This is a genomic window from Delftia sp. WSY_16 (assembly GCF_043104415.1).
Taxonomy (GTDB): domain Bacteria; phylum Pseudomonadota; class Gammaproteobacteria; order Burkholderiales; family Burkholderiaceae_C; genus Comamonas; species Comamonas tsuruhatensis.
The window spans coordinates 12,898-36,546 of the sequence record NZ_JBICKS010000017.1; the positions used below are offsets into that span (position 1 = coordinate 12,898).

Sequence of the window (23,649 nt, forward strand, 5' to 3'; positions counted from 1 at the left end):
GCGGCGTCACGAATAGAAGCTGGGCTGCGGATGGGTTCCGTTGAGCACCCAGTCGCCCAGCTCCTGCAGCTTGTAGTGCAGCGGGTCGTGCAGCGTCTGCGTGCGCAGGTTGCGCCAGAAGCGGTCAAAGCGCAGCGCCGCGTGCGTGGCGCGCGCGCCCGTGGCCTCGAAGATGCGGCTGGACAGGTCCAGCCCCGAGCGCGTGGTGGCAATCTTGGCGGCCGTCACGGCCACGGCGACTTCGCCGCGCTCGTGGGCGGTCAGCGCCGGGCCACGGCGCCAGGCGGCGTCAAAGCGCTGCGCGGCCTGCAGGGTCAGCAGGCGCGCGCCTTCCAGCGCGGCCCACAGCTCGCCATACAGCGCCTGGATGTGGGGGTCTGCGCCGGCCGCATCGGCAGGGGACTTGAACCAGGGCCGCGCCTCGTTCAGCGTGTAGCCGCGCGCCTGCTCCAGCGCGCCCTGGGCAATGCCCAGGAACAGATGGGCCAGGATGAGCTGGGCCAGCAGCGGGCGCAGCGCGGCATGGGGCGTGGACAGGGGGCCGGGGTCGAGCAGCAGCTCGGCCGCCTCCACGCGCACGCGCTCGAACAGGGCCGAGCCGCTGTCGGTCTGGCGCTGGCCCATGTTGTCCCAGTCGCGCAGCAAGGTGATGCCCGTGCGCTCCGTGGGCACCACGCCGATCAGCAGCTGGCCGCTGTCGGCATCGATGGCCGAGGCCACCAGCATCTGCGAGTCCAGCGCGCCCGAGGTGAAGCTTTTCTTGCCCGAAAACTCCCAGTGGCCGGGCTGGCGCGTGGCCGTGGTGCGGCGGTCCAGAGGGTTCAGCGTATTGCCCCAGAACCAGCGGTGGCGCGCCGTCTGCAGCAGCCAGGGCCGCCACTGGGCGGGCTGGCCGAACAACTGCACGGTGGCCAGGTGCAGGTGCTGGAAGCCGTAGACATGGGCCAGCGAGCCGTCTGCCGTGGCCAGGATGCGCACCGTCTCCAGCGTCTGCACCCAGTCCGCGCCCAGGCCGCCCAGCGCGCGCGGAATGCTCAGTGCCAGCAGGCCGCTGGCGCGCAGCGCATCGCGCTCGGCCTTGGGCGTGCCGCCTGCGGCATCGCGCAGGGCCGCCGTGGCGGCAAGGCGCTGCGCCAGATCCTGCGCAGTGGCTATCGGGTCCGCAGGGACGGCCTCTGACTGGCTCACGCGGGCTGCCCGGCCAGGGCCAGGTCGGCGGCTTCGGGAACGGGCTGCTGTACCTCGGCCTGGGCCTGGGCCTGCACCAGCTGCTGCAGCGCACCGCGCAGCACCGGGGCCGACAGCTGCACGGTCAGCTCGATGCGCTGGCGCAGCGATTCGCTGTGGACCTGGCCGTCCTGGATGTCCTCGGGCGTCGAGTACACGCCAATGGGCAGGGTGAGGGCCGAGAAAAAGCCGAACAGCGGGCGCAGCTGGTGGTCCAGGATGAGGGCGTGGCGCGGGCTGCCGCCGGTGGCGGCCAGCAGCACGGGCGTGCCCTGCAGCGCGTCCAGGTCGATGAGGTCGAACAGGTGCTTGAGCAGGCCCGGCAGGCTGGCGCGGAAGACCGGGGCGCCGACGATGAGGAAGTCGGCCTGCTCGATGGCTTCGATGGCCTGCAGTGTGGCCGGCGGCAGGTCGTTCTTGGACAGGGCCGCGCCCAGGTGGGGCTGCAGGTCCAGCAGGTCGATGACCTGTGCCTGCAGCGGCAGCTCCTGGCCCAGGCGGGCATGCAGGGCGTCCAGCAGGACACGGGTGCGGGAGGGGCGGCTCAGGCTGCCATTGACGATGACAGTCTTCAGCGATCGGCTCATGGAAACTCCTTGGCGTGGGTTCCAGGAGGCAGCGCGGCATGCGGTTTGCGAAGACTGCCAGCCCGGATGAGGTGGGATGGATGCCTTCATTACAGGGCCGAACGCCGGTATGGCGAAAGAAACTTAACGCATTTGCTTATCGGTTTGGGTGCCTTGGCAAGTGCTTGTTTCTGAAAGGGATTTTGTGGCGCATGGCATGTGCTAATGCGTTCTGGCGATATGCGCACGGCCGCTGCGCCCGTCCCTGCGCAGCGCGGCCGCGCAAGGGATTTCAGCCCGCCACTCCCGCCACGCCCACGTGCCAGTAATAGATGGGGTCGGCGCCGTTGAGCAGGATGTCGCCCGCCGAGCGGGCCTTGTACAGCACGGGGTTGTGCGAGGCCAGGGTGCGCGCATTGCGCCAGTGGCGGTCCAGTGCCAGGTCTTCGGACAGGGCGCTGGAGCCGCCCACCTCGAACAGCCGCGCGGCCGCCTGCAGCACGGGATCGACCACGGCCACCTGGGCCTGGGCCGTGCGCAGCTCCAGGGCATGCAGCTGCTGCAGCGGCACCTCGCGCCCGGCCTCGCGCTCGCGCGCGATGCGGCCCAGTTCGGCGGCCACGTCGGCCACGGCCAGGCCCGCGATGTAGGCCGTGCCGGCCAGCTGGCCGACGATGTGCTGCACCAGCGGATCGTCCTTGGGCAGGGTGGCGCTGCCGTGGCTGAACACGCGGCGGCGCGCCTGCACATAGGCGATGGCATCGCGCTGCAAGGCCCGGGCAATGCCGGCCAGGGTGGCCAGGTGGGCCTGCTGGAAATAGGCCACCAGGGGCGTGGGCTGGGCGCACGGGAAGCGGATCACGGCGTCGTCGGGCACGCGCACCTGGCTGAGCACGGTGGTGCCCGAGCCGGTCAGGCGCTGGCCAAAGCCGCGCCAGTCATCGAAGCGCTGCACGCCGGCCTCCGAGGTGGGCACGACGGCGTGCACGGTCTGGTCTTCCTTGCCCGGCTCCACCGCGCGCGCCACCACGGTCACCCAGTCGGCATACAGCGTGCCCGTGCTGTAGAACTTGCGCCCGTCCAGCCGCCACCAGCCGGGTTGGGCATCGGGCACCAGGGTGGTCTGCAGCGTGCCCAGGGTGCCTGCGCCCACCTCGGTGGTGGCATTGCCGAACACGGCGCCGCGCGCGGCCAGCGGCAGCCAGCGGGCCTGGGTGGCGGCATCGCGGTCGATGAGCACGCGGTCCAGAAAGCCGAAGTGCGGGCGCAGGATCTGGGCGACGTTGGAGTCGGCCTCGGCCAGCTCGGTCCACAGCGCGAACAGCTGCTCCACGCTGGCGCCGGCTCCGCCAAGGCGGCGCGGCACGCGCAGCGCGGTGAAGCCGCTGTCACGCAGCCAGGCGATGGGTTCATGGGCCAGGCTGCGCGTGCGTTCGCGCTCGGCCGCACCCTGGGCGATGCGGTCGAACACGGGGCGAAAGCGCGCCTGCAGGGATGGCAGCGAGGGCGCGTCTGGATCGGCCGGGCCGTCTGTTATTGGGCCGGGCGCCGCGTAGGCCGCAGGCTCGGTGGCGCAGGGGAGGGTGGTGGTCATGGCTTTGCAAATTCAAAGGCCCGCCAACCCGGCCTGCCTGCAAGGCAGAGCCGGGCCACGGGCCGGTGGGGAGAGGGGGGCGAAGGCCTGCAACGCTGCCAGCGCCTTCAACGCCTTCAACGCCTTCAACGCCGCCAGCGCGCGGCGGCGTGGCTGGCGGGCAGGCGGTCGCCCTGGCCGAACAGGCGCTGGCGCAGCGTGGCGTCGTCGCCGTAGCTGGTGCGGTAGCGGCCCCGGTTCTGCAGCTCGGGCACGACCAGACGGGCGAAGTCTTCCCAGGTCTCGGGCGCGACGATGCGCGTCAGGTTGAAGCCGTCGATCTCGCCCACGTCGATCCAGCGCTCCAGCTCGTCGGCCACCTGGGACGGGTCACCCACGATGGTGGCGTAGCGGCTGCCCAGCGTGAACTGCTCCAGCAGCTTGCGCCGCGTGGTCCAGCCCTGCTTCTGCGCGGCCTGGGCCGCCGACTGGATGGCGTTGGTGTTGCCGAAGGAGATGGGGTCGTCCAGCCCGTACTGCGCAAAGTCCACGCCGGTGCTGGCGGCAAAGTGGGCCAGCCCGCTTTCCGCGCTGGCGTGGGACAGGTAGTCGGCGTATTTCTCGCGGGCCTCGGCCTCGGTGCGGCCGGGCACCACGGCCACGCCGGCGTAGATCTTGATGTCCTCGGGGCGCCGGCCCGCGTCCACGGCGGCCTGGCGCAGCTGGCGCGAGGCCTCGCGCGCGGCCTCGGGCGTGCGTGCGCCGATGAAGATGCCCTCGGCGTGCCGGCCCGCAAAGCGCAGCCCGCGCGGCGAGGTGCCGGCCTGGAACAGCACGGGCGTGCGCTGGGGCGAAGGCGCGCTCATGTGGATGGCGTTGGCGCGGTAGAACGGCCCCTCGTGCACCACCGGGTGCACCTTGCCGGGCAGGGCGTGGATGCGCCGCGCCTTGTCGGCGATCACGGCACCCTCTTCCCAGCTGCCTTCCCAGAGCTTGTAGGAAAGCTCCAGGAAGTCGTCGGCGCGGTCGTAGCGGCTGTCGTGCTCGGCCAGGCCGTTCTGGCCCAGGCCGCGCGCGCCGCTGTCCACATAGCCGGTGACGATGTTCCAGCCGATGCGGCCATTGGTCAGCTGGTCCAGCGTGGTCACGTCGCGCGCGAAGGTATAGGGCTGGTGCGCGCCCACGGTGGCCGTGAGGCCGAAGCCGATGTGCCGCGTCACCGCCGCCATGGCCGAGACCAGCAGCCAGGGGTTGTTGACGGGCAACTGTATGCCTTCGCGCAGGGTCAGGTCCACGCCGCCCTGGTAGACGTCGTAGTAGCCGACCACGTCGGCGATGAAGATGCCGTCGAACAGGCCTTCCTCCAGCACCCTGGCGATGTGGGTCCAGTAGGCCAGCGTGCCGTACTCGGTGGAGCGGTCGCGCGGATGGGTCCACAGGCCGTGGTGTATGTGGCCCACGCAGTTCATGTTGAAGGCGTTGACGTGGATGTGGCGCTTGGCTTGCGTCATGGGGCGGATCCTGCAGTCCGTTGCGTCAGTTCTTCAACCAGGCCAGGCGGTAGAGCTTCTGGTCGTTCAGGTAGAAGGCGTGGATGGTCTTGCGCACCACGTCGGAGTTTTTGTAGATGTCCAGGAAGCGGGCGATGCGCGGGTCGGCCGCGCGGTCGCTGCGGGCCACGAACTGGATGGCCCAGGAGTCGTCCTCGTAGCTGGTGTAGGCCAGGCCCTTGCTGGCATCGAAGGCCTTGGAGGCGATGATGAAATACGGAAAGCCCTGGGCCAGGTCCACGTCGGGCGTGGTGCGCGCCAGCTGCGGGCCCTCGATCTCCACGAACTGCAGCTTCCTGGGGTTGGAGACGATGTCCGCCTGGGTGCCCAGCAGCCCGGTGTCGGGGCGCAGCGTGATCAGGCCCGCGTGCTGCAGCAGGCGCAGGCCGCGGCCCACGTTGACGGGGTCGCTGGCAATGGCCACCTTGGCGCCCGTGGGCAGGTCGGCCAGGGATTTGTGGCGCGTGGAGTACAGGCCCAGATAGGACAGGATGCCCCCCTGCACGCTGGTGAACTTGAAGCCCTTGCTGCGCGCTGCATTGGCCAGGTAGTTGCTGTTCTGGTAGTAGTTGAGGTCGATGTCGCCCGCGTCCAGCGCCACGTTGGGCGTGGCCCAGTCGGTGAATTCCACCACCTGCACGTCCAGGCCCTGCTTCTTGGCCTCCTTGGCGGCGGCTTCCACCGAGTCCGCGAAGATGCCCGGCACCACGCCGATCTTCAGGGGCGCGGCCAGGGCGCTGCCCGCGAGCAGGGCAGCGCCCAGGAAGGCGGCCAGCCGGGGCCAGAGGGTGGGGGAGGTCGTTGTCATCATTGCATTCCTGTGTCGTTGATAAAGGTCAGAGCGCGCCATGGCGCGGCGGGCGTATGCCGTTGAGCACGTAGTTGCCCACGGCGTGGTATTTCCAGCGCACGGGGTCGTGCAGGGTGTGGGTGCGCGCGTTGCGCCAGAAGCGGTCCAGGCCCTGTCCCGCCAGGGTGGAGGCCGTGCCCGCCAGCTCGAACAGCTTGCTGCCCGCCAGCAGGCTGGCGCTGGTGCTCAGCGCCTTGGCCTGGGCCACGGCCACCGAGGCAGCGGCCACGCTGTCGTCCGTGGGCGCGCGCTGGGCGGCGTCCACGGCCAGGGCCGCGCGGGCCACCAGGGCATCGGCTGCGCGCAGGCGCACGTGGACATTGCCCAGTTGCTGCAGCAGCAGCGGGTCCTGCGTGGCGCTGGCCACGCCCGCGTCCACCCAGGGCCGCGCATGCTCGCGGATGAAGGGCAGGGCGGCCTGCAGCGCGCCGTGGCCAATGCCCGCGTCCAGGGCGGCATGGATGATCTGGGCAAAGGGGCCGATGGTGGTGGGCCGCTCGAAGGAGCTGGTGAAGGGCACCACCCATTCGGGCTCCACGCGCACGCGGTCGAACTGCACGGAGCCGCTGCCCGTCACGCGCTGGCCGAAGCCGTCCCAGTCGTCGGTGACGGTGACGCCGGCCGCATCGCGCGGGATGAAGACCAGATACATGCGCTCGCCTTGCCCCGGCGCCTCTTCCTGCGCGCTGACCAGGGTGGGAATCCAGTGCGCGAACAGGGCGCCCGTGCAATAGAACTTGCGCCCCTGCACGAACCAGCCGCCGCTGTCGCGCAGCAGCCGGGTGCGGCGCTGGAAGTCGCGGTGGCCGATCTCGGCCAGCGCATTGCCCAGGCGCTCGCCGCGCAGCACACGGTCATAGAAGAAGGCCTTTTGCGCGGGTGATCCGCCCACGCGCAGCACTTCCAGCGAGTAGTAGTGGTTCTGCGGAATGTGGCCGAAGTTGCCATCGGCCGCCGCAATCAGGGCAATGGCCCGCGTCAGCGTGGCCGTGGACACGCCCGCGCCGCCGTACTCCCGGGGAATGGTGATGCCCCACAGGCCGCTCTGGCTGAACTGCTCCACCTCCTGCCAGGGCAGCAGGCGGTCGCGGTCGCGCGCCAGCGCTCCGGGGGAGATGAGGGCGGCAAAACTGCGGGCCGCTTCCAGCGCCTCGGCCTCGCTGCCGATGATGTGGGCGGGCCGGGCCGGAGGCGCTGCGGGAGCGGGCTGGCTGCCCGGCGTGGAGGCCAGGGCCTGCAGCTCTTGGGTCGATGTCTGTGTCATGGCGGTCAGTTCCACTGGTGGCGGCGCGGCAGGGCGCCGTTGAGCAGGTAGTTGCCCAGCAGGTGGTATTTCCAGCGCACGGGGTCGTGCAGCGTGTGCACGCGGGCGTTGCGCCAGTGGCGGTCCAGGTGGTGGGCGGCGCGGCTGGCCGAGGAGCCGGCCAGCGCGAACAGGTGCTCGCCGGCCTGCAGCGCGGCCTCGGTGGTGAGGATCTTGGCCTCGGCCACGGCCACCGAGGCCTGGGCGCTGGCCTGCTCGTCCACCGCGCCACCCGCCGCTGCAGCAAGCGTATCCAGCGTGCGCGCGGCCTCCAGCAGCACGGCATGGGCCGCGTCCACCTCGATCTGCAGCTGGCCGACCTCGTGGATGAGGTGGGGATCGTCGCTGGCACGCGCCACGCCGGAGTCCATCCAGGGCCGGCTCTTGTCGCGCACGAAGTCCACCGCGTCGCGCAGCGCGCCCTGGGCAATGCCCGCGTCGATGGAGGCCTGGATCAGCTGCGACACCGGGCCGGACAGCGAGGGCGTGGCCTCGAACTGCCAGGCAGGCACCACGTCCTCGGGCTGTACCTGCACCTGGTCCAGCTGCACGCTGCCGCTGGCCGTGGTGCGCTGGCCGAAGGAATCCCAGTCGTCGAACACGGTCACGCCCGGCGCATCGCGCCGCACCCAGACCTGCACGATGCGGCCCTCCTCGTCCTGGGCACGGAAGGGCACCCAGTGCGCGAAGGCCGAGCCCGTGGAGTAAAAGCGCGTGCCGCTGACGCGCAGGCCGCCTGCCGCATCGCGCGACAGGCGCGCCGTGGCCTCCAGCACATGCGCGGCGCGCCCCTTGCGCTCCGGCCCGGCATTGCCCAGGCGGTGGCCGGCCAGCACGTCGGCGAACCAGCGGCGCTTCTGGGGCTCGCTGCCCATGTCCCGCAGGTTCTGCAGCACGGCGAAATGGTTCTGCGGAATCTGGCCCAGCGAAGGGTCGGCCGCGCACAGCGTGACGAAGACCTGGGCCAGCGTCTCGTAGGAAGCGCCCAGGCCGCCGTAGGCGCGGGGCACGGTGATGGCGCCCAGCCCGCTGGCCGTGTAGCGCTCGATTTCCTGCCAGGGCAGGCGCCGCTCATGGTCGCGGGCGGCTGCGTCCACGCGCCATTCATCGGCCAGGGCCTGGGCGGCCTGCAGGGCCTCGGCCTCGCTGGCGATGCGGTGCGGAGTGGAGGGCGGCAGGGGCAGGCGCCGCAGCGCCCCGCCCGGGGTGTGGTGTGTGTTGCCGGGCAAGGCTGCGCCCAGGGCATCCGGTGTGGTCATTCCGTGCCTCGTTGCTGAGTCGGTGGGGAGAGGGCCGCCAGGCGGCGGCCCCGGAGGGAAAGGCGTGGTGCCTGTTTTCAGCGTCAGCGGCTGCGCAGCCGGCGCACGTAGCGGTCGCCCAGCACCTGGACCACGGTGACCAGCGCGATCAGCACGGCAATCACCAGCAGCATCACCTGGGTGTCGAAGCGCTGGTAGCCGTAGCGGATGGCCAGGTCGCCCAGGCCGCCCGCGCCCACGGCGCCGGCCATGGCCGAGGAGCTGATCAGCGCCACCAGGGTGATGGTGAAGCCGCCCACGATGCCGGGCAGGGCCTCGGGCAGGTAGACGTGGCGCACGATGTCCCACTTGCGGCAGCCCATGGCCTGGGCGGCTTCGATGAGGCCGGGATCGACCTCGCGCAGGCTGACCTCGACGATGCGCGCGAAGAACGGCGTGGCGCTGATGGCCAGCGGCACGATGGCCGCCCACACGCCGATGGTGGTGCCCGTCACCAGCCGCGTGAACGGGATCAGCGCCACCAGCAGCACGATGAAGGGCGTGGCACGGAAGCCGTTGATCACGCTGCCCAGCGCGCGGTGCGTGCGCGGCGAGGCCAGGAAGCCGCCGGGCGCGGTGACGATGAGCAGCACCGCCAGCGGAATGCCGGCCGCCAGCGCGATGCCGCCCGAGACGCCGACCATCATCAGCGTGTCGGCCAGCGCGTTGCCGTAGCGCTCAATGGGAATGGACAGATTCAGCGACATATCCGAGATCCTTGATGTCATGCGCAATGGCCGCCGGGCCCTGCGTCAATGTGTGCCAGTCATGCGCGGCCGTGCCGCCGCCCAGCGCGATCAGCAGCTGCCCCTGAGCATGGCCCTGGATGCGGTCCACGCCGCCATGCAGCAGGCGCACCCGGCCGCCCAGGGCCTGGGCGATGCGCGGGAAGTCGGGCTCCAGCCCGTCCTCGCCGCGGTAGGTCAGCTGCAGGATGCGTTCGTGGCGGCCTGCGGGCGCGTCGGGCAGCAGGCGCTGGCGCAGGTCGTCGGGCAGGCCATGCTGCAGCGGTGCCAGCAGGGCGCGCGTGGCCGGGTGCTGCGGGTTGCCGAAGACCTTCCAGACTTCGCCCAGCTCGGCGATGCGGCCCTGCTCCAGCACCAGCACGCGGTCGGCGATCTCGCGGATCACGCTCATCTCATGCGTGATCAGGACGATGGTGATGCCCAGCTTGCGGTTGATGGTGCGCAGCAGCTCCAGGATGGACTGCGTGGTCTCGGGGTCCAGGGCCGAGGTGGCCTCGTCGCACAGCAGGATCTCGGGGTCGGTGGCCAGGGCGCGGGCAATACCCACGCGCTGCTTTTGCCCGCCCGACAGCCGGCTCGGATAGGTGTCTGCCTTCTCCTGCAGGCCCACCAGGGCCAGCAGCTCATTGACCCGCGCATTGATGCGTGCGCGCGGAAGGCCCGCCACCTGCAGGGGCAGGGCCACGTTGTCATGCACCGTCTTGGCCGACAGCAGGTTGAAGTGCTGGAAGATCATGCCGATGCGCCGGCGCAGCTGCACCAGCTGCGATTCGTCCAGCGTGCCGATGTCCACGCCGTCGACCCGCACCTGGCCGCTGCTGGGCTGCTCCAGCCGGTTGATGGTGCGCAGCAGGCTGGACTTGCCCGCGCCGCTGCGCCCGATGATGCCGAAGATGCTGCCCGGCGCGATCTCCAGGCTGATCGCGTCCAGCGCCTGTACGGGTCCTGCCGAAGACTGGTAGGTCTTGCCCACGCCGCTGAAGGCCACGGCGCCGGGTCCGCGGATGAATTCCCGCGTGCTGCCGGCCGCTGCCGATGAGCGCCTGCCCGCCTCATGGGCCGGCCTGTCCGCCTCGTGGGCCGGCCTGTCCGCCAGGGGCTGCCTGGCTGCAATGCTGGTTGACATGGCTGAAGTCCTCCCCGTGCCGCTCAGGGCTTGACCCAGGCCAGGTTGTACAGGCGCTTGTCGTTGGAGAAGGCGCGCTGGGCCTCGGCCTTCACCGCATCGGAGTTCTGGTAGATGCGGATGAACTTCTGCACCACGGGGTCCTGCGTGCGGTTGGCCTTGACCACGAACTGGATGGAAAAGCGCGCATCCTCGATGCCCGAATACGCAAGCCCGCTGGACGGATCGAAGGCCTTGGCCGCCACGATGAAGTGCGGGTAGCCCTGGGCGATGTCCACATCGCCCGTGATGCGCACCAGCTGCGGCCCCTCGACCTCGACGAAGCTGAGCTTCTTGGGGTTCTCGACGATGTCATTCAGGCTGCCCAGGTAGCCCACGCCGGGCTTGAGCTTGACCAGCCCCACCTTCTGCAGCAAGAGCAGGCCGCGCCCCTGGTTCACGGGGTCGTTGGCAATGCCCACCTTGCCGCCCTGCGGCACCTGGGCGATGGCCTTGTGCTTGAGCGAGTACAGGCCCACGTTGGCCAGGATGCCCGTGCCCGCGCTGGCCAGCTTGTAGCCGTTCTTCTGGATGGCGTTGTCCAGGAAGGGCTGGTGCTGGAAGTAGTTGATGTCCAGGTCGCCCGAGTCCACGGCCACGTTGGGCGTGGTCCAGTCGGTGAACTCCACCACCTGCACATCGATGCCCTGGGCCTTGGCCTCCCTGGCGGCCACGGCCACCGAGTCGGCGTAGGCGCCGGGCACCACGCCGATGCGCAGCTTGTCGGCAGCGTGGGCGGAGAACAGGGCCAGGGCGGCCAGCGGGGCGATCAGGGCACGGGAAAGCTTCATCGGGATCTCCGGAAAAAAAGGTTCGAAAAAGGCAGGAAGGGGCCGCGTCACGGCTTGCGCCACGGCAGGCTGTACAGCCTGTCGTTGGCGGCGAATGACTTGTGGATCTGCGCCTGCACGGCGCCCGAGGTCTGGTAGATGCGCACGAACTGCGCAATGCGCGGGTCCCGGGCGTTGTCCTGGCGCGAGACGAAGCGGATGGCGTAGTACAGGTCGTCAATGCCCGAATACAGCAGCGCATTGCCGGCCACCTGCGGCCGCCCGGCGTTGACGAAGTGGGCCGGGTAGCCCTGGGCCAGGTCCACATCGTCCAGCGCGCGCACCAGCTGCGGCCCCTCGATCTCGACAAAGCGCAGCCTGCGCGGGTTGGACACGATGTCGTCCAGCCCCGCGCGCGGGCCCTTGCCTTCGCGCAGCTGGATCAGGCCGGCCTTCTCCAGCAGCAGCAGGCCGCGCCCCTGGTTGACGGGGTCGTTGGCCACGCCGACGCGCGCTCCCTCCTTCAGGTCGGCAAAGCGCTGGGTCTTGAGCGAGTACAGGCCGATGTTGGGCAGCAGGCCCGTGGCCACGCTGGTGAAGGCATAGCCGCGCTCGCGGATGGCGTTGTCCAGGAAGGCCTGGTGCTGGAAGTAGTTGAGGTCGATGTCGCCGGCCGCCAGCGCCGTGTTGGGCGTGGTCCAGTCGGTGAACTCGATGACCTGCACGTCCAGCCCCTGGGCGCGCGCCTCCTTGGCGGCGACCTCCACGGAGTCGGCCAGCGAGCCGGGCGTGACGCCTATCTTCAGCGCGGCGGCCGCCGCAAGGCCGGGCAGCGCCAGCGTGGCGGCGAGCGACCAGAGCAATGTGTTTCTGCGCGTGGGCAAGGCGTGGTTCCTCCAGCTCGGCCAGGCCCGGCGCCGGCGCCCACATGGCGCCTGCCGGCATGGCCTCTGAAGGCATTGCAACACCCGGCCCCGGCGCGCACCACGACGGAATTCACATTTCCTTATAGCGAGCCATGCGTGGCGCAAGGCATTGATCGCAAAGGAAATTTTGCACAGGCAAGATTGAGCTTATGCCCGCGCGAAATATGGCACCGTGCCGGCTGCGCAGGCTTGCGGCAGCCAGGGCGGCCTGCCGCGCTCCCAGGATCAAGCGCCCTGTTGCGCCTTCATCCTCGTCCAGGCCTTGAAGAGGATGGACTGCAGGCTGGCACGCTCGTCCTCGTCCAGGTAGTCGACCAGGGACTCGCACATGCGCCAGAAGGCCGGCAGCGCGCGGGCCAGCACCTCGCGGCCCTGGTCGGTGAGCGCCAGGTCGAAGCTGCGGCGGTCTTCCTGGCTGAGGCTGCGCGCCAGCAGCGAGCGCTTTTCCAGCCAGTCCAGCAGGCCCGTCACCGACGAGCGCGTCACGCCGACGTAGCTGGCGATATAGGACGGCGTGACCACCGTGTCGCCCAGCAGCCCGCGCTCGGCCAGGCCGAAGATCATGAGCACGTCGAGCTTGCTCTCGGACAGGCCGAACGCCTGCAGCGATGCGTTGGCGCGCTGCTCCACATCGTCGGCCAGCCACAGCAGCAGCAGGCCCAGGCCGGCGGCCGGCGTGTCGGTGCCGGGCTGCGCGGTCTGGGCCATCAGGGCCAGGTGCGGGCGCAGCGCTTCGGGGGCGTTGGCGAGGGGGGTGGAATCGGGGGCCGGTGCGGCAGCGGTCTTGCGCGGACTCATGGGAGTGGATGGAAGCGGGTGAAACCGGGTTGAAGCCGGGAGAAGAAAGGGCGGTTGATTTTACGGCTTTCATATATTACGCTTTATGTATAGTACGTTAAGCATATTATTTGGCAGCACACAAATATGCAAGGACATCCCATGCCCATCAAAGTTCTGGAACTCCACCATGTCGGATTCGGCGTCAACCACGCCCAGGCCGACGCCATGCTCGACTTCTACCGCGAAGTGCTGAACCTGCCCCAGGACGCCGCGCGCTGGAAGATCCCCGGCATCTACGGCTCCTGGATCAACCTGCCCAACGGCAGCCAGTTGCACATCCTCGGCAGCGAGGGGCCGTCGCGCTATGCGCAGGGCCCGGGCAGGGACCCCGTGTCCAACCACATCGCGCTGGCCGTGGACGACATCCTCGGCGCCGAGCAGGAGCTGCAGGCGCGCGGCGTCGATTACTTCACGCTGGACAACGTGGCATCGCCCAGCCTCAAGCAGCTGTTCCTGCGCGACCCGGCCGGCAACCTGGTGGAACTGCACCAGTCCAATGCGCGCGCCCCCGGCATCGCCCAGGCCGAGCAGGACGCGGCGCGCGCCGGCAACGAGTGACGCGACGCCCTCCCTTTTTCCCTTCCCCTCCGGAATCCCATGTACTTTGAAATGCAATCGCTCAACAGCGAGCAGCGCAGCAACATCCTGCACTCCCTGGTTCTGCCCCGTCCCATCGCCTGGATCAGCTCGGTGGACGGGGACGGCACGGTCAACGTCGCGCCGTTTTCCTTCTTCAACGCCATGTCGGGCGATCCGCCGCTGCTGTGCGTGTGCATCGGCTCGCGCCAGGGGGTGCTCAAGGACACGGCGCGCAACATCGCGGCCACGGGCGAGTTCGTGGTGAACCTGGTGTCCGAGCCGCTGGCGCGCCGCATGGCGGTGACGGCCATAGAGTTCGGCGCGCAGGTGGACGAGTCGGCCCAGGCCGGCCTGGTCCTGGGCGATGCCCGGCGCGTCAAGGCGCCGCGCATCGTGGACAGCCCTGCGTCCTTCGAGTGCCGCGTGCGCCAGATCATCGATATCGACGGCGTGCGCAGCCTGGTGCTGGCCGACGTGCTGGCCGCCCATGTCATGGACGCGGCCGTGGTCGATGGCGAGCTCATGTACTTCGACCCCGCGCCCATGGAGCTGATCGCGCGGCTGCAGAACCCCGGCTGGTATGGCCGCGTGGGCGATGCCTTCCAGATGCCCACGCCTTCGGTGGCGCATTGGGATGCCATGCAGCGCCAGGGCGTGTCCGACGGCTACCTGGCCTGGGCCGACGATGGCGCCGCCGCGCGCTGAAGGGCCGCCCATGCTTGCGCAACACACCATAGACAGCCTGGCGGCCGAGCTGCACGCCAGCGAAAAAAGCCGCGTGCAGGTCCGGCACTTTTCCCGCCGCCATCCGGACATGACGGTGCAGGACGGCTACGCCATCTCGCGCGCCTGGATGCGGCTCAAGCGCGCCGAGGGCCGCACGGTCAGGGGCCACAAGATCGGCCTGACCTCGCGTGCCATGCAGCAGGCCGTGCAGATCACCGAGCCCGACTACGGCACCCTGCTGGACGACATGTTCTTCGAGCCCGGCGGCGACATTCCCTTTGCGCGCTTCATCGCTCCGCGCGTGGAGGTGGAGCTGGCCTTCGTGCTGGGCCGCACGCTCAAGGGGCCGGGCGTCACCCTGTGCGATGTGCTGGCCGCCACCGACTGGGTGGTGCCCGCCGTGGAAATCATCGACGCCCGCATCGAGCAAAAGGACCGCGATACCCAGGCCATGCGCACGGTGCGCGACACCATCGCCGACAACGCGGCCAATGCCGGCATCGTCATGGGCGGGCGGCCCGTGCGCCCCGACGCGGTGGACCTGCGCTGGGTGTCGGCGCTGCTGCAGCGCAACGGCGTGATCGAGGAGTCCGGCGTGGCGGCCGCCGTGCTCAACCATCCGGCCACGGGCGTGGCCTGGCTGGCCAACCGGCTCGCGCAATGGGATGAGCAGCTGGACGCAGGCCAGGTGGTGCTGGCAGGCTCGTTCACGCGGCCCGTCACGGCCCAGGCCGGCGACAGCTTCCATGTGGACTACGGGCCGCTGGGCTCCATTGCCTGGCGCTTTGCCTGAGCTTCGTCCGCAGTGCGGCGATGGTGTCGCCTGCGGCACAGTCCGCAGGCCCGGCGCGTCGCCGACAATGCAGCGGCGCCGCCCGCCACCGGTGCGCGGGCGGCGCCTGCAATACATGCACTACAGGATGGACAAGCAATGGAGATGAAGAACGCAAAGACGGCCGTGGTCACGGGCGGAGGAACCGGCGTGGGCAAGGCCGTGGCGCTGGCCCTGGCGGGCGCGGGCTACCAGGTGGTGGTGGCGGGCCGCCGCCAGGCGCCGCTGGATGAGACCTGCGCCGAGGCCCAGGCAAAGTACGGCGCGGGCGAGCGCATGCTGGGCATTGCCACCGATGTCAGCGACCCGGCTGCCGTGGAGCAGCTGTTCGCGCGCACGGTGCAGCGCTTCGGTCGCGTGGACCTGCTGTTCAACAACGCGGGCCGGGGCAATCCGCCCGGCTCCTTCCTGGACTGGACGCCCGAGCAGTGGCGCGAGGTGGTCGATGTCAACCTCAACGGCATGTTCTATTGCCTGCAGCAGGCGTTTCGCACCATGCGCGACCAGTCGCCGCGCGGCGGCCGCATCATCAACAACGGCTCCATCTCCGCGCATGCGCCGCGCCCCAATTCCAGCGCCTACACGGCCACCAAGCATGCCGTCATGGGCCTGACCAAGACGGCTGCGCTGGACGGCCGTGCCTACGACATCGCCGTGGGCCAGATCGATATCGGCAATGCCATGACCGAGCTGGCATCGCGCATGGCCAAGGGCGTGCCCCAGGCCAATGGCGAGATCGCGGTGGAGCCGCTGATCGACGCGGATGTGGTGGGCCAGTCCGTGCTCTACATGGCCAGCCTGCCGCTGGAGGCCAATGTGCTGTTCCACACGGTGATGGCCACCAAGATGCCCTTCGTGGGCCGGGGCTGAAACGGCAAAGGCAGGCCCTCAGGCCTGCACGCGGCGGCTCGCCGTCTCGGACGGGAGCTCGCCGAAGCGGCTGCGGTACTGGGCCGCGAAGTGGCCCAGGTGCTGGAAGCCGTATTTCTGCGCCACATCGCGCACGCCTGAGCCGGCTGCGGCGCCCGAGCCCTTGGCTGCCTGGAGTTCGGCGCGCACGCGGTCCAGCCGCAGCTGGCGCAGGAAATCCATGGGCCCCATGCCCGCGTGCTGGCGGAAGGCGGCCTGCAGCGTGCGCGCGCTGCAGCCGGCCTCGCGGCAGACATCGGCCAGCGACAGGGGCTGGTCGGCATGGGCCTGCATGTACTCCTGGGCCTTGCGCACGCCGCGCGGCAGCAGGCTGCGCCGGCTGTCTCCGGCCAGTGCGCGGCTGTGGCTGTGCGTGGCCGACATCAGCAGGCTGGTCAGCAGGTATTCCTCCGCATGCTGGGCCAGTGCCTGCGTGGCCTGCAGGGCGTTGCCCGCATCCAGCGTGTGCCGCAGGCAGTCGATGAAATGCACCAGCGGTGCCAGTGCCGGCTGGTCCAGCGGCACGCCCAGATCGAACACCAGCGGCCGGCCTGCGGGCGCCTGCAGCAGCGCCTCCAGCCGCGCCACCAGGGCCGGGCGGGCCATGCGCACGATCAGGTGCGGGCTGTCGTCGGCCCAGCGCATGGACAGCGGCTCGGTCGGCGAGGGCAGGGAGGCCAGGCGCGGCGTGGCATCCACCTGCTGCGCGCCGCAGCGGATCTCGGCACTGCCGCGCAGGGGAATCTGCAACAGGAAGAAGTCCCGCAGGTAGCCGGGCTCGATGTGTACGCCGGGACCGTACTGCACATAGTTCAGGCTGACGTTGCGGGAAAGCGGCGCGCTGTGGTGGCAGGCATCCAGCTCGGCGCGCGGGCGCAGCATGCCCAGGCCATGCGGACAGAAGACGCGCGCCACGCTTTCGCGGGCCTCGTCCATGTCGTGGCTCTCGAAAAGCCGGTAGCGCTGCAGCGGCAGCGGTGTGTGCATGGCGTGTTCCATAGGCTGGGCAGAACGTAGCAAAAACCACCCGCTCCCACAATTCGGACCATTCCCCGGGAGCCGATTTCTGCGCGCCAGGGACAGTGCCTGCGCTTGCCGGATGCCTGCGCGGCCCGGCCCCCCGTAACGTGTGCTGCACAGGCCAGCCCGGCCTGGCATCCACACGGGAGAACAAGCGTCATGTTCAAGGGACTCGAAGGCAAAAGCGCCATCGTCACCGGCGGCTCCACCCTGATAGGCGCCGGCGTGGTGCGTGCGCTGCACGCGGCCGGCGTGAAGGTGGTCATTGCCGACATCGATGCCGACAACGGCCAGGTGCTGGCCGATGCGCTGGGCGAGGGCGCGCTTTTCGTGCGCACCGACATCACCGACGACGCGCAGGTCGCCGCCTGCGTTCAGCAGGCATGCAGCCGGCACGGCGGCGTGCACATCCTGGTCAACCTGGCCTGCTCCTATGTGGATGAGGGCCTGCAGTCGCCGCGTGCCGACTGGCTGGCCTCGTTCAACGTGAACGTGGCCAGCGCCGTGGCCATGCTGCAGGCCGTGCACCCGCACATGGTGGCCGCCGGTGGCGGGGCCGTGGTGAATTTCACCAGCATCTCGTCCGAGGCCGCGCAGACCGGGCGCTGGCTCTACCCGGCCAGCAAGGCGGCCATGAAGCAGCTCACGCGCAGCATGGCCATGGATCTGGCGGCCGATGGCATCCGCGTCAACAGCGTCTGCCCGGGCTGGACCTGGTCGGCGGTGATGGACCGGCTCAGTGGCGGCGACCGCGCCAAGACTGACCGCGTGGCCGCGCCCTTTCACCTGCTGGGCCGCGTGGGCGATCCGCATGAGGTGGCCCAGGTGGTGCTGTTCCTGTGCTCGGACCATGCCAGCTTCGTGACGGGGGCCGACTATGCGGTGGACGGCGGCTACGGCGCCATGGGGCCCGAGCGCGCCGTGGCCGCCATTCCCCAATTGATGGACTAGTACGCAGTACGGACACGGAGCCGCAAGGAGACAGCCATGAAGAAAATCGCCATCGTCGGAGCCGGCCAGTCGGGCCTGCAACTGGGCCTGGGCCTGCTGGCCGCGGGCCATCAGGTCACGATACTGAGCAACCGCACGGCGCAGGACATCGCCCAGGGCCGGGTCATGTCCAGCCAGTGCATGTTCGACAGCGCGCTGCAGATAGAGCGCGGCCTGGGCCTGGACCACTGGTCGCGCGAATGCCCGGTGGTCGAGGGCATCGGCCTGTGCGTGCCGCACCCTGGGCAACACGGCGAGAAGGCGGCCGACAAGGCCATCGACTGGGCGGCGCGGCTGAACGCGGGCGCGCAGTCCGTGGACCAGCGCCTGAAGATCCCCGCATGGATGGACGATTTCCGCCGCCAGGGCGGCGAGCTGGTACTCAAGGACGCGGGCATCGCCGAACTGGAGGAATGCACGCGCAGCCATGACCTGACCCTGGTCGCCAGCGGCAAGGGCGAGATATCGAGGCTGTTCGAGCGCGATGCCCATCGCTCGCGCTTCGACCAGCCCCAGCGCGCGCTGGCGCTGACCTATGTGACGGGCATGAAGCCGCGCGAGCCGTTCTCCGCCGTCTCCTTCAACCTGCTGCCGGGCGTGGGCGAGTATTTCGTGTTCCCGGCGCTGACGACCACGGGCCCCTGCGAGATCATGGTGTTCGAGGGCGTGCCCGGCGGCCCCATGGACTGCTGGGGCGATGTGAAGACACCGGAGCAGCACCTGGAGCGCAGCCGCTGGATCCTCGACACCTTCGTGCCCTGGGAGGCCGAGCGCTGCCGCGACATTGCGCTGACCGATGACAACGGCATCCTCGCGGGCCGCTTCGCCCCCACGGTGCGCAAGCCCGTGGCCACGCTGCCGTCGGGGCGCAAGGTGCTGGGCATGGGCGACGTGGTGGTGCTCAACGACCCCATCACGGGCCAGGGCTCCAACAACGCGGCCAAGTGCGCCGGCACCTATCTGCGCAGCATCCTGGCGCGCGGCAATGGCGGCGGCAATGGCGACGGAAATCGTGACGGCAATGGCGCATTCGACGCCGCCTGGATGCAGCAGACCTTCGACCGCTACTGGTTCGGCTATGCGCAATGGGTCACGCAGTGGACCAACATGCTGCTGGCGCCACCGCCACCCCATGTGCTCAAGCTGCTGGCCAGCGCGGGCACGCTGGCACCGCTGGCCAGCGCCCTTGCCAACGGCTTCGATGACCCGCGCACCTTCTTCCCCTGGTTCGCGGACGCGGGCGAGGCAGACCACTACATCGACAGCTGCGCGGCCATCGCCGCCATGGCAGCCGTCCCGGCCTAGCCGCAGAGGCCGCCATGAGCACATGCGAAACCCCGGCCCCCGCCACGGCCTGCTCCTTCGATCCGCGCGAGCTGCGCAAGGCCTTCGGCCAGTTCACCACGGGCGTGACCGTCATCACCACGCGCGCGCCGGACGGGCGGCGCGTGGGCATGACGGCCAACTCGTTCTCCTCTGTGTCGCTGGACCCGCCGCTGGTGCTGTGGAGCCTGGCGCGCCAGGCGCCCAGCGTCTGCGATTTCCAGGGTGCCAGCCACTTCGCCATCCACGTGCTGGCTGCGGGCCAGCACCTTCTGTCGCGGCGCTTTTCCACGCCGCAGCAAGACAAGTTCGTCGGCCTGGACTGCGCGGAAGGCCCGGCCGGCGTGCCCCTGATCGATGGCGTGCTGGCCCGCTTCGTCTGCCGCAACGTCCGGCAATACGATGGCGGCGACCACCTCATCTTCATCGGTCAGGTCGAGCGCTGCGAACGCTTCGACGGCGAGCCCCTGGCCTTTCACGCGGGCTACTATCAGGTGACGGTGCGGCACCCCGAATGCGTATGACGGGCCATGAAAAAAGCGGCACCGCAGCTTTCCCCACCCTTTGAAACGGAGACAACCCCATGCAGCAGAAAGAACCCCCGGCAAGCCGCCATGTGCGCATCAACGCGCTGGACGGCAGCGGCAGCTTCAACGCCTACCTGGCCGTGCCGGCCTCGGGCAGCGGCCCCGGCCTGGTGCTGGCGCAGGAGATCTTCGGCGTCAACGCCACCATGCGCGAGGTGGCCGACTACTACGCCGAAGAAGGCTACGTGGTGCTGGTGCCCGACCTGTTCTGGCGCCAGCAGCCCGATGTGGAGCTGGGCTACACGCCGGCGGACTGGGAGCGCGCCTTCGGCTTCTACAAGGGATTCGACGAGGCCCTGGGCGTGCAGGACATCCAGGCCTGCCTGAACGCCTTGCGCCAGCGCCCCGAGGTCACGGACGGCAAGGCCGGCGTGCTGGGCTTTTGCCTGGGCGGCAAGCTGGCCTACCTGGCCGCCTGCCGCACCGATGCCGATGCGGTGGTCGGCTACTACGGCGTGGGCATCGAGGCGGCGCTGGACGAGGCCGAGCGCATCCGCTGCCCGCTCACCCTGCATGTGGCCGAGCTCGACGCCTTCTGCCCGCCCGAGGCGCGCCAGCGCATCGTCCAGGCGCTGGGCGGGCGTCCCGGCGTGGCCGTGCATGTCTATCCGGGCGTGGACCATGCCTTTGCGCGCAAGGGCGGCGACCATTTCCACCGCGCCTCGGCCCTGATGGCGCACGAGCGCAGCATTGCCACGCTCAAGTCCGCCATCGGCCCGCACTTCGACCTGGCCGCGCTGTGGGACAAGCACTGCGAGTACGAATTCGCCACGCGCAACGTGGACGACACCATGGCCACCATGGTGGCCGAGCCCTATGTGAACCACATCCCCACCATGACCGGCGGCGTGGGCTTCAGCAACCTGCACGCCTTCTATACGAACCACTTCGTCAACAGCAATCCGCCCGACACGTCGCTGACCCCGATTTCACGCACGGTGGGGGCTTCGCAGGTGGTGGACGAGATGCTGTTCTGCTTCACGCACACCACCGAGATCCCGTGGATGCTGCCCGGCGTGCGGCCCACGGGGCGGCGCGTGGAGATCCCGCTGCTGGCCGTGGTCAAGTTCCGGGGCGACAAGCTCTACCACGAGCACATCTACTGGGACCAGGCCAGCGTGCTGGTGCAGGTGGGCCTGCTGGACCCGGCGCTGCTGCCCGTGGCGGGCGTGGAGACGGCCCGCAAGCTGCTGGACGAGACCCTGCCATCCAACGAACTGCTCAAGCGTTGAGCGCGGCGCGGGCGCACGGGTTTCACCCTGCGCCCGCTGGCGGCCTGCAGGCCACCAGGGCCCTCAGGGTTGCCACCAATGTTGATATGTCAACATTGGTGGATCATGCGGCCATCGCAATCGCAATCGCAATCGCAATCGCAATCGCAATCGCAATCGCCGCCCGGTTCCCTCCGCCCAATGCCCCGCCCACGCACATCCACGATCCCTGCCGCCGATGCCGCCACCGGCCCTGCACCGGACACGCAGGTCTGCAGCCAGACGCTGGCGCTGGAGGACTTCATCACCTTCCGCCTGGGCGCGCTGTCCAATGCGCTGCAGACCCAGGTGACGCGCCACTACATCGCGCCGGCATCGCCCGTGGGGCTGACCGAGTGGCGGCTCATGGGCCAGATCCAGCGCCACGGCGAGCTGCATGCCAGCGCGCTGTCGCGCCTGAGCCTGATGGACAAGGCCCAGATCAGCCGCGCGCTGCAGCCGCTGATCGACCGGGGCTGGGTGCTGCGCCGCGCCGATCCGCAGCACGCGCGGCGCCACCTGTTGCAGCTGAGCGAAACAGGGCAGGCGCTCTTCGACGAGGTGCTGTCCCGCGCACGCCCCTACCAGGCGGCCCTGCTCAATGCCCTGACGGCCGATGAGCGCGCCATGCTGGACCGCATCCTGGACAAGCTGGGCCGTGCCTCCCAAGCGCTGGACCAAGGGCTGGACCAAGGGCTGGACCAGGGGCTGGATGCCTGATTTCCCCACAAGCCACTGCACAACCCACCTCAAGACCCACCTCAGAACCCACCCCACGAGCCACACCATGAATTGCTCCATGCACCCTGATGAGCGGGCCGCCCGCATCGAACTGGCCGCCTGCTACCGCGTCTTTGCCATGCTGGGCTGGGACGAGCTGATCTACAACCACATCACGGTGCGCCTGCCCGACAGCGTGACGGGCGGGGAAAAGCAGTTCCTGATCAACCCCTTCGGCCTGCACTACGAAGAGGTCACGGCCAGCAACCTGGTGCGCATCAACGTGCGCGGCGAGGTGCTGGACGGCTCGCGGCATCCGGTGAATCCGGCCGGCTTCGTGGTGCATGCGGCCATCCACGACGGACTGCCGGGCGCGCACTGCGTGATGCACACGCACACCACCTCGGGCATGGGCGTGGCCTGCCTGGAGCAGGGCCTGTCGCAAAGCAACTTCTACAGCGCCCAATTGCACGGCATGGTGGCCTACCATGACTTCGAGGGCATCACCATCCATGCCGACGAAGGGCCGCGCCTGCTGGCCAGCATCGGCCACCGCAAGGCCGTGATCCTGCGCAACCATGGCCTGCTCAGCTGGGGCAGCGACCTGCCCCAGGCCTTCGTGGTGCTGTGGACGCTGCAGCGCGCCTGCGACGTGCAGATGGCCACCCTGTCCATGGGCGCGCCGCGCATGGTCTCCGACGCCATGGCCCAGCGCTGCAACGAGGACTCGCTGACCTTCAACGACAGCCACGGCGGTGCCCGCGATGTGTTCGACCACCTGGTGCGCCGCGTGAACCGGCGCGACAGCAGCTATCTCGATCTTTGAACCCGGAGCTTCCCGCGCATGACCATGGAACAGACAAGCATTTCATTCGACAAGGCCTGCATCTTCGGCGCCGGTGCCATCGGCGGCTGGATGGGCGCGGCCCTGGCCCGCGCCGGCTGCCAGCTCAGCGCCGTGGCGCGCGGCGCTGCACTGCAGGCCCTGCGCACCCAGGGCCTGACCCTGGTGCACGGCGAGCAGCGCGAGCACTTCGCGCTGCGTGCCGAACAGGACCCGGCCGCCCTGGGCGTGCAGGACCTGGTCATCATCTCCGTCAAGGCGCCGGGCATGCCCGATGTGGCCGAGCGCATCGCCCCGCTGATCGGCCCGCAGACCGTGGTGCTCACGGCCATGAACGGCGTGCCCTGGTGGTTCCTGCACGGCGGTGTCGATGCCAGCGTGCGCGGCAAGCAGCTGAAAGCCGTGGACCCTGAAGGCCGCATTGCGCAAGCCATCCCGCTGGGCCAGGTGCTGGGCTCCGTGGTCCATGCCAGCTGCTCCAACGATGCGCCCGGCGTGGTGCGCCGGCACTTCGGCAACAGCCTGATCCTGGGCGAGCCTCTGGCCACAGGGCCCGGCCAGCCGCCCACGCCGCGCCTGGCGGCACTGGCCCAACTGCTGCAGCGTGGCGGCATCGAGGCCAAGGTCTCCGACAACATCCAGCGCGACGCCTGGTACAAGCTCTGGGGCAACATGACCGTCAACCCCGTCAGCGCGCTGACGGGTGCCACCTCGGACCGCATCCTGGGCGACGACCTGGTGCGCGGCCTGATCACGCGCGTGATGCTGGAGGCCAAGGAGATCGGCGCGCGCATCGGCCTGCCCATCAACGAATCGCCCGAAGACCGCCATGCGGTCACGCTCAAGCTGGGCGCCTTCAAGACCTCCATGCTGCAGGACGTGGAAGCCGGCAAGCCCGTGGAGCTCGACGCCCTGGTGGGCGCGGTGCGCGAAATGGGCCAGCTGTGCGGCGTGGACACCCCGTTCACCGATGCGCTGCTGGGCCTGGCGCGGCTGCAGGCGCGGCAAAAGGGGCTGATGGCCTGACGCCGCAAGGGCCAGTACCGGCCTGCAGC

24 protein-coding genes are annotated in these 23,649 nt (G+C 69.7%); 11 read left to right on the forward strand and 13 right to left on the reverse strand.

All coding sequences use genetic code 11. The annotated features are described in order from the left end of the window. Positions 1 to 6 precede the first annotated feature (6 nt). The 12 genes from ACF8O7_RS07735 to ACF8O7_RS07790 form a co-directional block, all read right to left on the reverse strand. The gene (locus ACF8O7_RS07735; protein WP_043791122.1) at positions 7 to 1,188 is read right to left on the reverse strand and encodes an acyl-CoA dehydrogenase family protein; all 1,182 of its coding nucleotides are present in this window, start codon (positions 1,186 to 1,188) and stop codon (positions 7 to 9) included. Then, a complete protein-coding gene (gene msuE / locus ACF8O7_RS07740) occupies positions 1,185 to 1,814 on the reverse strand; it encodes an FMN reductase (protein ID WP_392442973.1) in 630 nt (209 codons plus the stop codon). The genes ACF8O7_RS07735 and msuE overlap by 4 nt, the downstream gene beginning before the upstream one ends. 271 nt (positions 1,815 to 2,085) lie before the next feature. Further along, entirely contained in the window at positions 2,086 to 3,387 is a 1,302-nt protein-coding gene (locus tag ACF8O7_RS07745) for an acyl-CoA dehydrogenase family protein (RefSeq protein WP_392442975.1), read from the reverse strand. A 125-nt stretch (positions 3,388 to 3,512) separates the two neighbouring features. After that, positions 3,513 to 4,877 (reverse strand): LLM class flavin-dependent oxidoreductase, encoded by a 1,365-nt coding sequence (locus ACF8O7_RS07750; protein WP_392442978.1) that lies wholly within the window; start codon positions 4,875 to 4,877, stop codon positions 3,513 to 3,515. A gap of 25 nt (positions 4,878 to 4,902) precedes the next feature. Continuing rightward, positions 4,903 to 5,727, reverse strand: coding sequence for a MetQ/NlpA family ABC transporter substrate-binding protein (locus ACF8O7_RS07755; protein WP_392442980.1), 825 nt, complete (start codon positions 5,725 to 5,727; stop codon positions 4,903 to 4,905). A gap of 25 nt (positions 5,728 to 5,752) precedes the next feature. Beyond that, the gene (locus ACF8O7_RS07760) at positions 5,753 to 7,030 is read right to left on the reverse strand and encodes an SfnB family sulfur acquisition oxidoreductase (protein WP_392442983.1); all 1,278 of its coding nucleotides are present in this window, start codon (positions 7,028 to 7,030) and stop codon (positions 5,753 to 5,755) included. 5 nt (positions 7,031 to 7,035) lie between these two features. Next, positions 7,036 to 8,328: an SfnB family sulfur acquisition oxidoreductase gene (locus ACF8O7_RS07765; RefSeq protein ID WP_392442985.1), complete on the reverse strand. Its 1,293-nt coding sequence runs from the start codon at positions 8,326 to 8,328 to the stop codon at positions 7,036 to 7,038. A gap of 83 nt (positions 8,329 to 8,411) precedes the next feature. After that, the gene (locus tag ACF8O7_RS07770) at positions 8,412 to 9,074 is read right to left on the reverse strand and encodes a methionine ABC transporter permease (protein WP_012203707.1); all 663 of its coding nucleotides are present in this window, start codon (positions 9,072 to 9,074) and stop codon (positions 8,412 to 8,414) included. After that, complete coding sequence (locus ACF8O7_RS07775; protein WP_392442987.1) at positions 9,046 to 10,239, reverse strand: methionine ABC transporter ATP-binding protein; 1,194 nt, start codon at positions 10,237 to 10,239, stop codon at positions 9,046 to 9,048. Before ACF8O7_RS07775 ends, ACF8O7_RS07770 begins: the two co-directional genes overlap by 29 nt. Positions 10,240 to 10,262: 23 nt before the next feature. Next, positions 10,263 to 11,069 carry a MetQ/NlpA family ABC transporter substrate-binding protein gene (locus tag ACF8O7_RS07780; protein WP_016454128.1) on the reverse strand — a complete coding sequence of 269 codons (807 nt, stop codon included), beginning with the start codon at positions 11,067 to 11,069 and terminating at the stop codon, positions 10,263 to 10,265. Between the two features lie 47 nt (positions 11,070 to 11,116). Beyond that, complete coding sequence (locus ACF8O7_RS07785) at positions 11,117 to 11,932, reverse strand: MetQ/NlpA family ABC transporter substrate-binding protein (RefSeq protein WP_016449091.1); 816 nt, start codon at positions 11,930 to 11,932, stop codon at positions 11,117 to 11,119. Between the two features lie 267 nt (positions 11,933 to 12,199). Beyond that, the gene (locus tag ACF8O7_RS07790) at positions 12,200 to 12,772 is read right to left on the reverse strand and encodes a MarR family winged helix-turn-helix transcriptional regulator (RefSeq protein ID WP_392442989.1); all 573 of its coding nucleotides are present in this window, start codon (positions 12,770 to 12,772) and stop codon (positions 12,200 to 12,202) included. A gap of 141 nt (positions 12,773 to 12,913) precedes the next feature. Here ACF8O7_RS07790 and ACF8O7_RS07795 point away from each other — a divergent pair, with 141 nt between their 5' ends. From ACF8O7_RS07795 to ACF8O7_RS07810, 4 genes are all read left to right on the forward strand, one after another. Beyond that, positions 12,914 to 13,372, forward strand: a complete 459-nt coding sequence (locus ACF8O7_RS07795; protein WP_013803950.1) for a VOC family protein — start codon at positions 12,914 to 12,916, stop codon at positions 13,370 to 13,372. A 39-nt stretch (positions 13,373 to 13,411) separates the two neighbouring features. Further along, on the forward strand, positions 13,412 to 14,098 hold the full coding sequence (locus ACF8O7_RS07800) for a flavin reductase family protein (protein ID WP_047326040.1): 687 nt from the start codon (positions 13,412 to 13,414) through the stop codon (positions 14,096 to 14,098). A gap of 10 nt (positions 14,099 to 14,108) precedes the next feature. Beyond that, positions 14,109 to 14,912, forward strand: a complete 804-nt coding sequence (gene hpaH / locus ACF8O7_RS07805) for a 2-oxo-hept-4-ene-1,7-dioate hydratase (protein ID WP_026062081.1) — start codon at positions 14,109 to 14,111, stop codon at positions 14,910 to 14,912. Between the two features lie 138 nt (positions 14,913 to 15,050). Then, positions 15,051 to 15,821, forward strand: coding sequence for an SDR family oxidoreductase (locus tag ACF8O7_RS07810; protein ID WP_013803947.1), 771 nt, complete (start codon positions 15,051 to 15,053; stop codon positions 15,819 to 15,821). A gap of 18 nt (positions 15,822 to 15,839) precedes the next feature. On the opposite strand, the gene ACF8O7_RS07815 is transcribed toward ACF8O7_RS07810, so the two are convergent. Then, positions 15,840 to 16,847, reverse strand: coding sequence for an AraC family transcriptional regulator (locus ACF8O7_RS07815; protein ID WP_392442992.1), 1,008 nt, complete (start codon positions 16,845 to 16,847; stop codon positions 15,840 to 15,842). 192 nt (positions 16,848 to 17,039) lie between these two features. Between ACF8O7_RS07815 and ACF8O7_RS07820 the strand changes: the two genes are divergently transcribed. The 7 genes from ACF8O7_RS07820 to ACF8O7_RS07850 all read left to right on the forward strand — a co-directional run bounded on the left by ACF8O7_RS07820 (position 17,040) and on the right by ACF8O7_RS07850 (position 23,620). Next, positions 17,040 to 17,831 (forward strand): SDR family oxidoreductase, encoded by a 792-nt coding sequence (locus tag ACF8O7_RS07820; RefSeq protein ID WP_012203717.1) that lies wholly within the window; start codon positions 17,040 to 17,042, stop codon positions 17,829 to 17,831. A 36-nt stretch (positions 17,832 to 17,867) separates the two neighbouring features. Continuing rightward, positions 17,868 to 19,175 carry a styrene monooxygenase/indole monooxygenase family protein gene (locus ACF8O7_RS07825; RefSeq protein ID WP_392442994.1) on the forward strand — a complete coding sequence of 436 codons (1,308 nt, stop codon included), beginning with the start codon at positions 17,868 to 17,870 and terminating at the stop codon, positions 19,173 to 19,175. Between the two features lie 14 nt (positions 19,176 to 19,189). Beyond that, entirely contained in the window at positions 19,190 to 19,717 is a 528-nt protein-coding gene (locus tag ACF8O7_RS07830) for a flavin reductase family protein (protein ID WP_074923062.1), read from the forward strand. Positions 19,718 to 19,776: 59 nt separating this feature from the next. Further along, entirely contained in the window at positions 19,777 to 21,012 is a 1,236-nt protein-coding gene (locus ACF8O7_RS07835; protein WP_016449084.1) for a dienelactone hydrolase family protein, read from the forward strand. Positions 21,013 to 21,192: 180 nt separating this feature from the next. After that, a complete protein-coding gene (locus ACF8O7_RS07840; protein WP_392442996.1) occupies positions 21,193 to 21,750 on the forward strand; it encodes a MarR family winged helix-turn-helix transcriptional regulator in 558 nt (185 codons plus the stop codon). Beyond that, positions 21,743 to 22,576: a class II aldolase/adducin family protein gene (locus ACF8O7_RS07845; RefSeq protein WP_262984789.1), complete on the forward strand. Its 834-nt coding sequence runs from the start codon at positions 21,743 to 21,745 to the stop codon at positions 22,574 to 22,576. The genes ACF8O7_RS07840 and ACF8O7_RS07845 overlap by 8 nt, the downstream gene beginning before the upstream one ends. An 18-nt stretch (positions 22,577 to 22,594) precedes the next feature. Next, positions 22,595 to 23,620, forward strand: a complete 1,026-nt coding sequence (locus ACF8O7_RS07850; RefSeq protein WP_017404218.1) for a 2-dehydropantoate 2-reductase — start codon at positions 22,595 to 22,597, stop codon at positions 23,618 to 23,620. Positions 23,621 to 23,649 lie beyond the last annotated feature (29 nt).

What these genes read in the sequence shown, in the direction of transcription:
- msuE (WP_392442973.1), bottom strand. Translation starts at nt 1,814, where the DNA reads ATGAGCCGATCGCTGAAGACTGTCATCGTCAATGGCAGCCTGAGCCGC.
- ACF8O7_RS07745 (WP_392442975.1), bottom strand. Translation starts at nt 3,387, where the DNA reads ATGACCACCACCCTCCCCTGCGCCACCGAGCCTGCGGCCTACGCGGCG.
- ACF8O7_RS07750 (WP_392442978.1), bottom strand. Translation starts at nt 4,877, where the DNA reads ATGACGCAAGCCAAGCGCCACATCCACGTCAACGCCTTCAACATGAAC.
- ACF8O7_RS07755 (WP_392442980.1), bottom strand. Translation starts at nt 5,727, where the DNA reads ATGATGACAACGACCTCCCCCACCCTCTGGCCCCGGCTGGCCGCCTTC.
- ACF8O7_RS07760 (WP_392442983.1), bottom strand. Translation starts at nt 7,030, where the DNA reads ATGACACAGACATCGACCCAAGAGCTGCAGGCCCTGGCCTCCACGCCG.
- ACF8O7_RS07765 (WP_392442985.1), bottom strand. Translation starts at nt 8,328, where the DNA reads ATGACCACACCGGATGCCCTGGGCGCAGCCTTGCCCGGCAACACACAC.
- ACF8O7_RS07770 (WP_012203707.1), bottom strand. Translation starts at nt 9,074, where the DNA reads ATGTCGCTGAATCTGTCCATTCCCATTGAGCGCTACGGCAACGCGCTG.
- ACF8O7_RS07775 (WP_392442987.1), bottom strand. Translation starts at nt 10,239, where the DNA reads ATGTCAACCAGCATTGCAGCCAGGCAGCCCCTGGCGGACAGGCCGGCC.
- ACF8O7_RS07780 (WP_016454128.1), bottom strand. Translation starts at nt 11,069, where the DNA reads ATGAAGCTTTCCCGTGCCCTGATCGCCCCGCTGGCCGCCCTGGCCCTG.
- ACF8O7_RS07790 (WP_392442989.1), bottom strand. Translation starts at nt 12,772, where the DNA reads ATGAGTCCGCGCAAGACCGCTGCCGCACCGGCCCCCGATTCCACCCCC.
- ACF8O7_RS07795 (WP_013803950.1), top strand. Translation starts at nt 12,914, where the DNA reads ATGCCCATCAAAGTTCTGGAACTCCACCATGTCGGATTCGGCGTCAAC.
- ACF8O7_RS07800 (WP_047326040.1), top strand. Translation starts at nt 13,412, where the DNA reads ATGTACTTTGAAATGCAATCGCTCAACAGCGAGCAGCGCAGCAACATC.
- hpaH (WP_026062081.1), top strand. Translation starts at nt 14,109, where the DNA reads ATGCTTGCGCAACACACCATAGACAGCCTGGCGGCCGAGCTGCACGCC.
- ACF8O7_RS07810 (WP_013803947.1), top strand. Translation starts at nt 15,051, where the DNA reads ATGGAGATGAAGAACGCAAAGACGGCCGTGGTCACGGGCGGAGGAACC.
- ACF8O7_RS07815 (WP_392442992.1), bottom strand. Translation starts at nt 16,847, where the DNA reads ATGCACACACCGCTGCCGCTGCAGCGCTACCGGCTTTTCGAGAGCCAC.
- ACF8O7_RS07820 (WP_012203717.1), top strand. Translation starts at nt 17,040, where the DNA reads ATGTTCAAGGGACTCGAAGGCAAAAGCGCCATCGTCACCGGCGGCTCC.
- ACF8O7_RS07825 (WP_392442994.1), top strand. Translation starts at nt 17,868, where the DNA reads ATGAAGAAAATCGCCATCGTCGGAGCCGGCCAGTCGGGCCTGCAACTG.
- ACF8O7_RS07830 (WP_074923062.1), top strand. Translation starts at nt 19,190, where the DNA reads ATGAGCACATGCGAAACCCCGGCCCCCGCCACGGCCTGCTCCTTCGAT.
- ACF8O7_RS07835 (WP_016449084.1), top strand. Translation starts at nt 19,777, where the DNA reads ATGCAGCAGAAAGAACCCCCGGCAAGCCGCCATGTGCGCATCAACGCG.
- ACF8O7_RS07840 (WP_392442996.1), top strand. Translation starts at nt 21,193, where the DNA reads ATGCCCCGCCCACGCACATCCACGATCCCTGCCGCCGATGCCGCCACC.
- ACF8O7_RS07845 (WP_262984789.1), top strand. Translation starts at nt 21,743, where the DNA reads ATGCCTGATTTCCCCACAAGCCACTGCACAACCCACCTCAAGACCCAC.
- ACF8O7_RS07850 (WP_017404218.1), top strand. Translation starts at nt 22,595, where the DNA reads ATGACCATGGAACAGACAAGCATTTCATTCGACAAGGCCTGCATCTTC.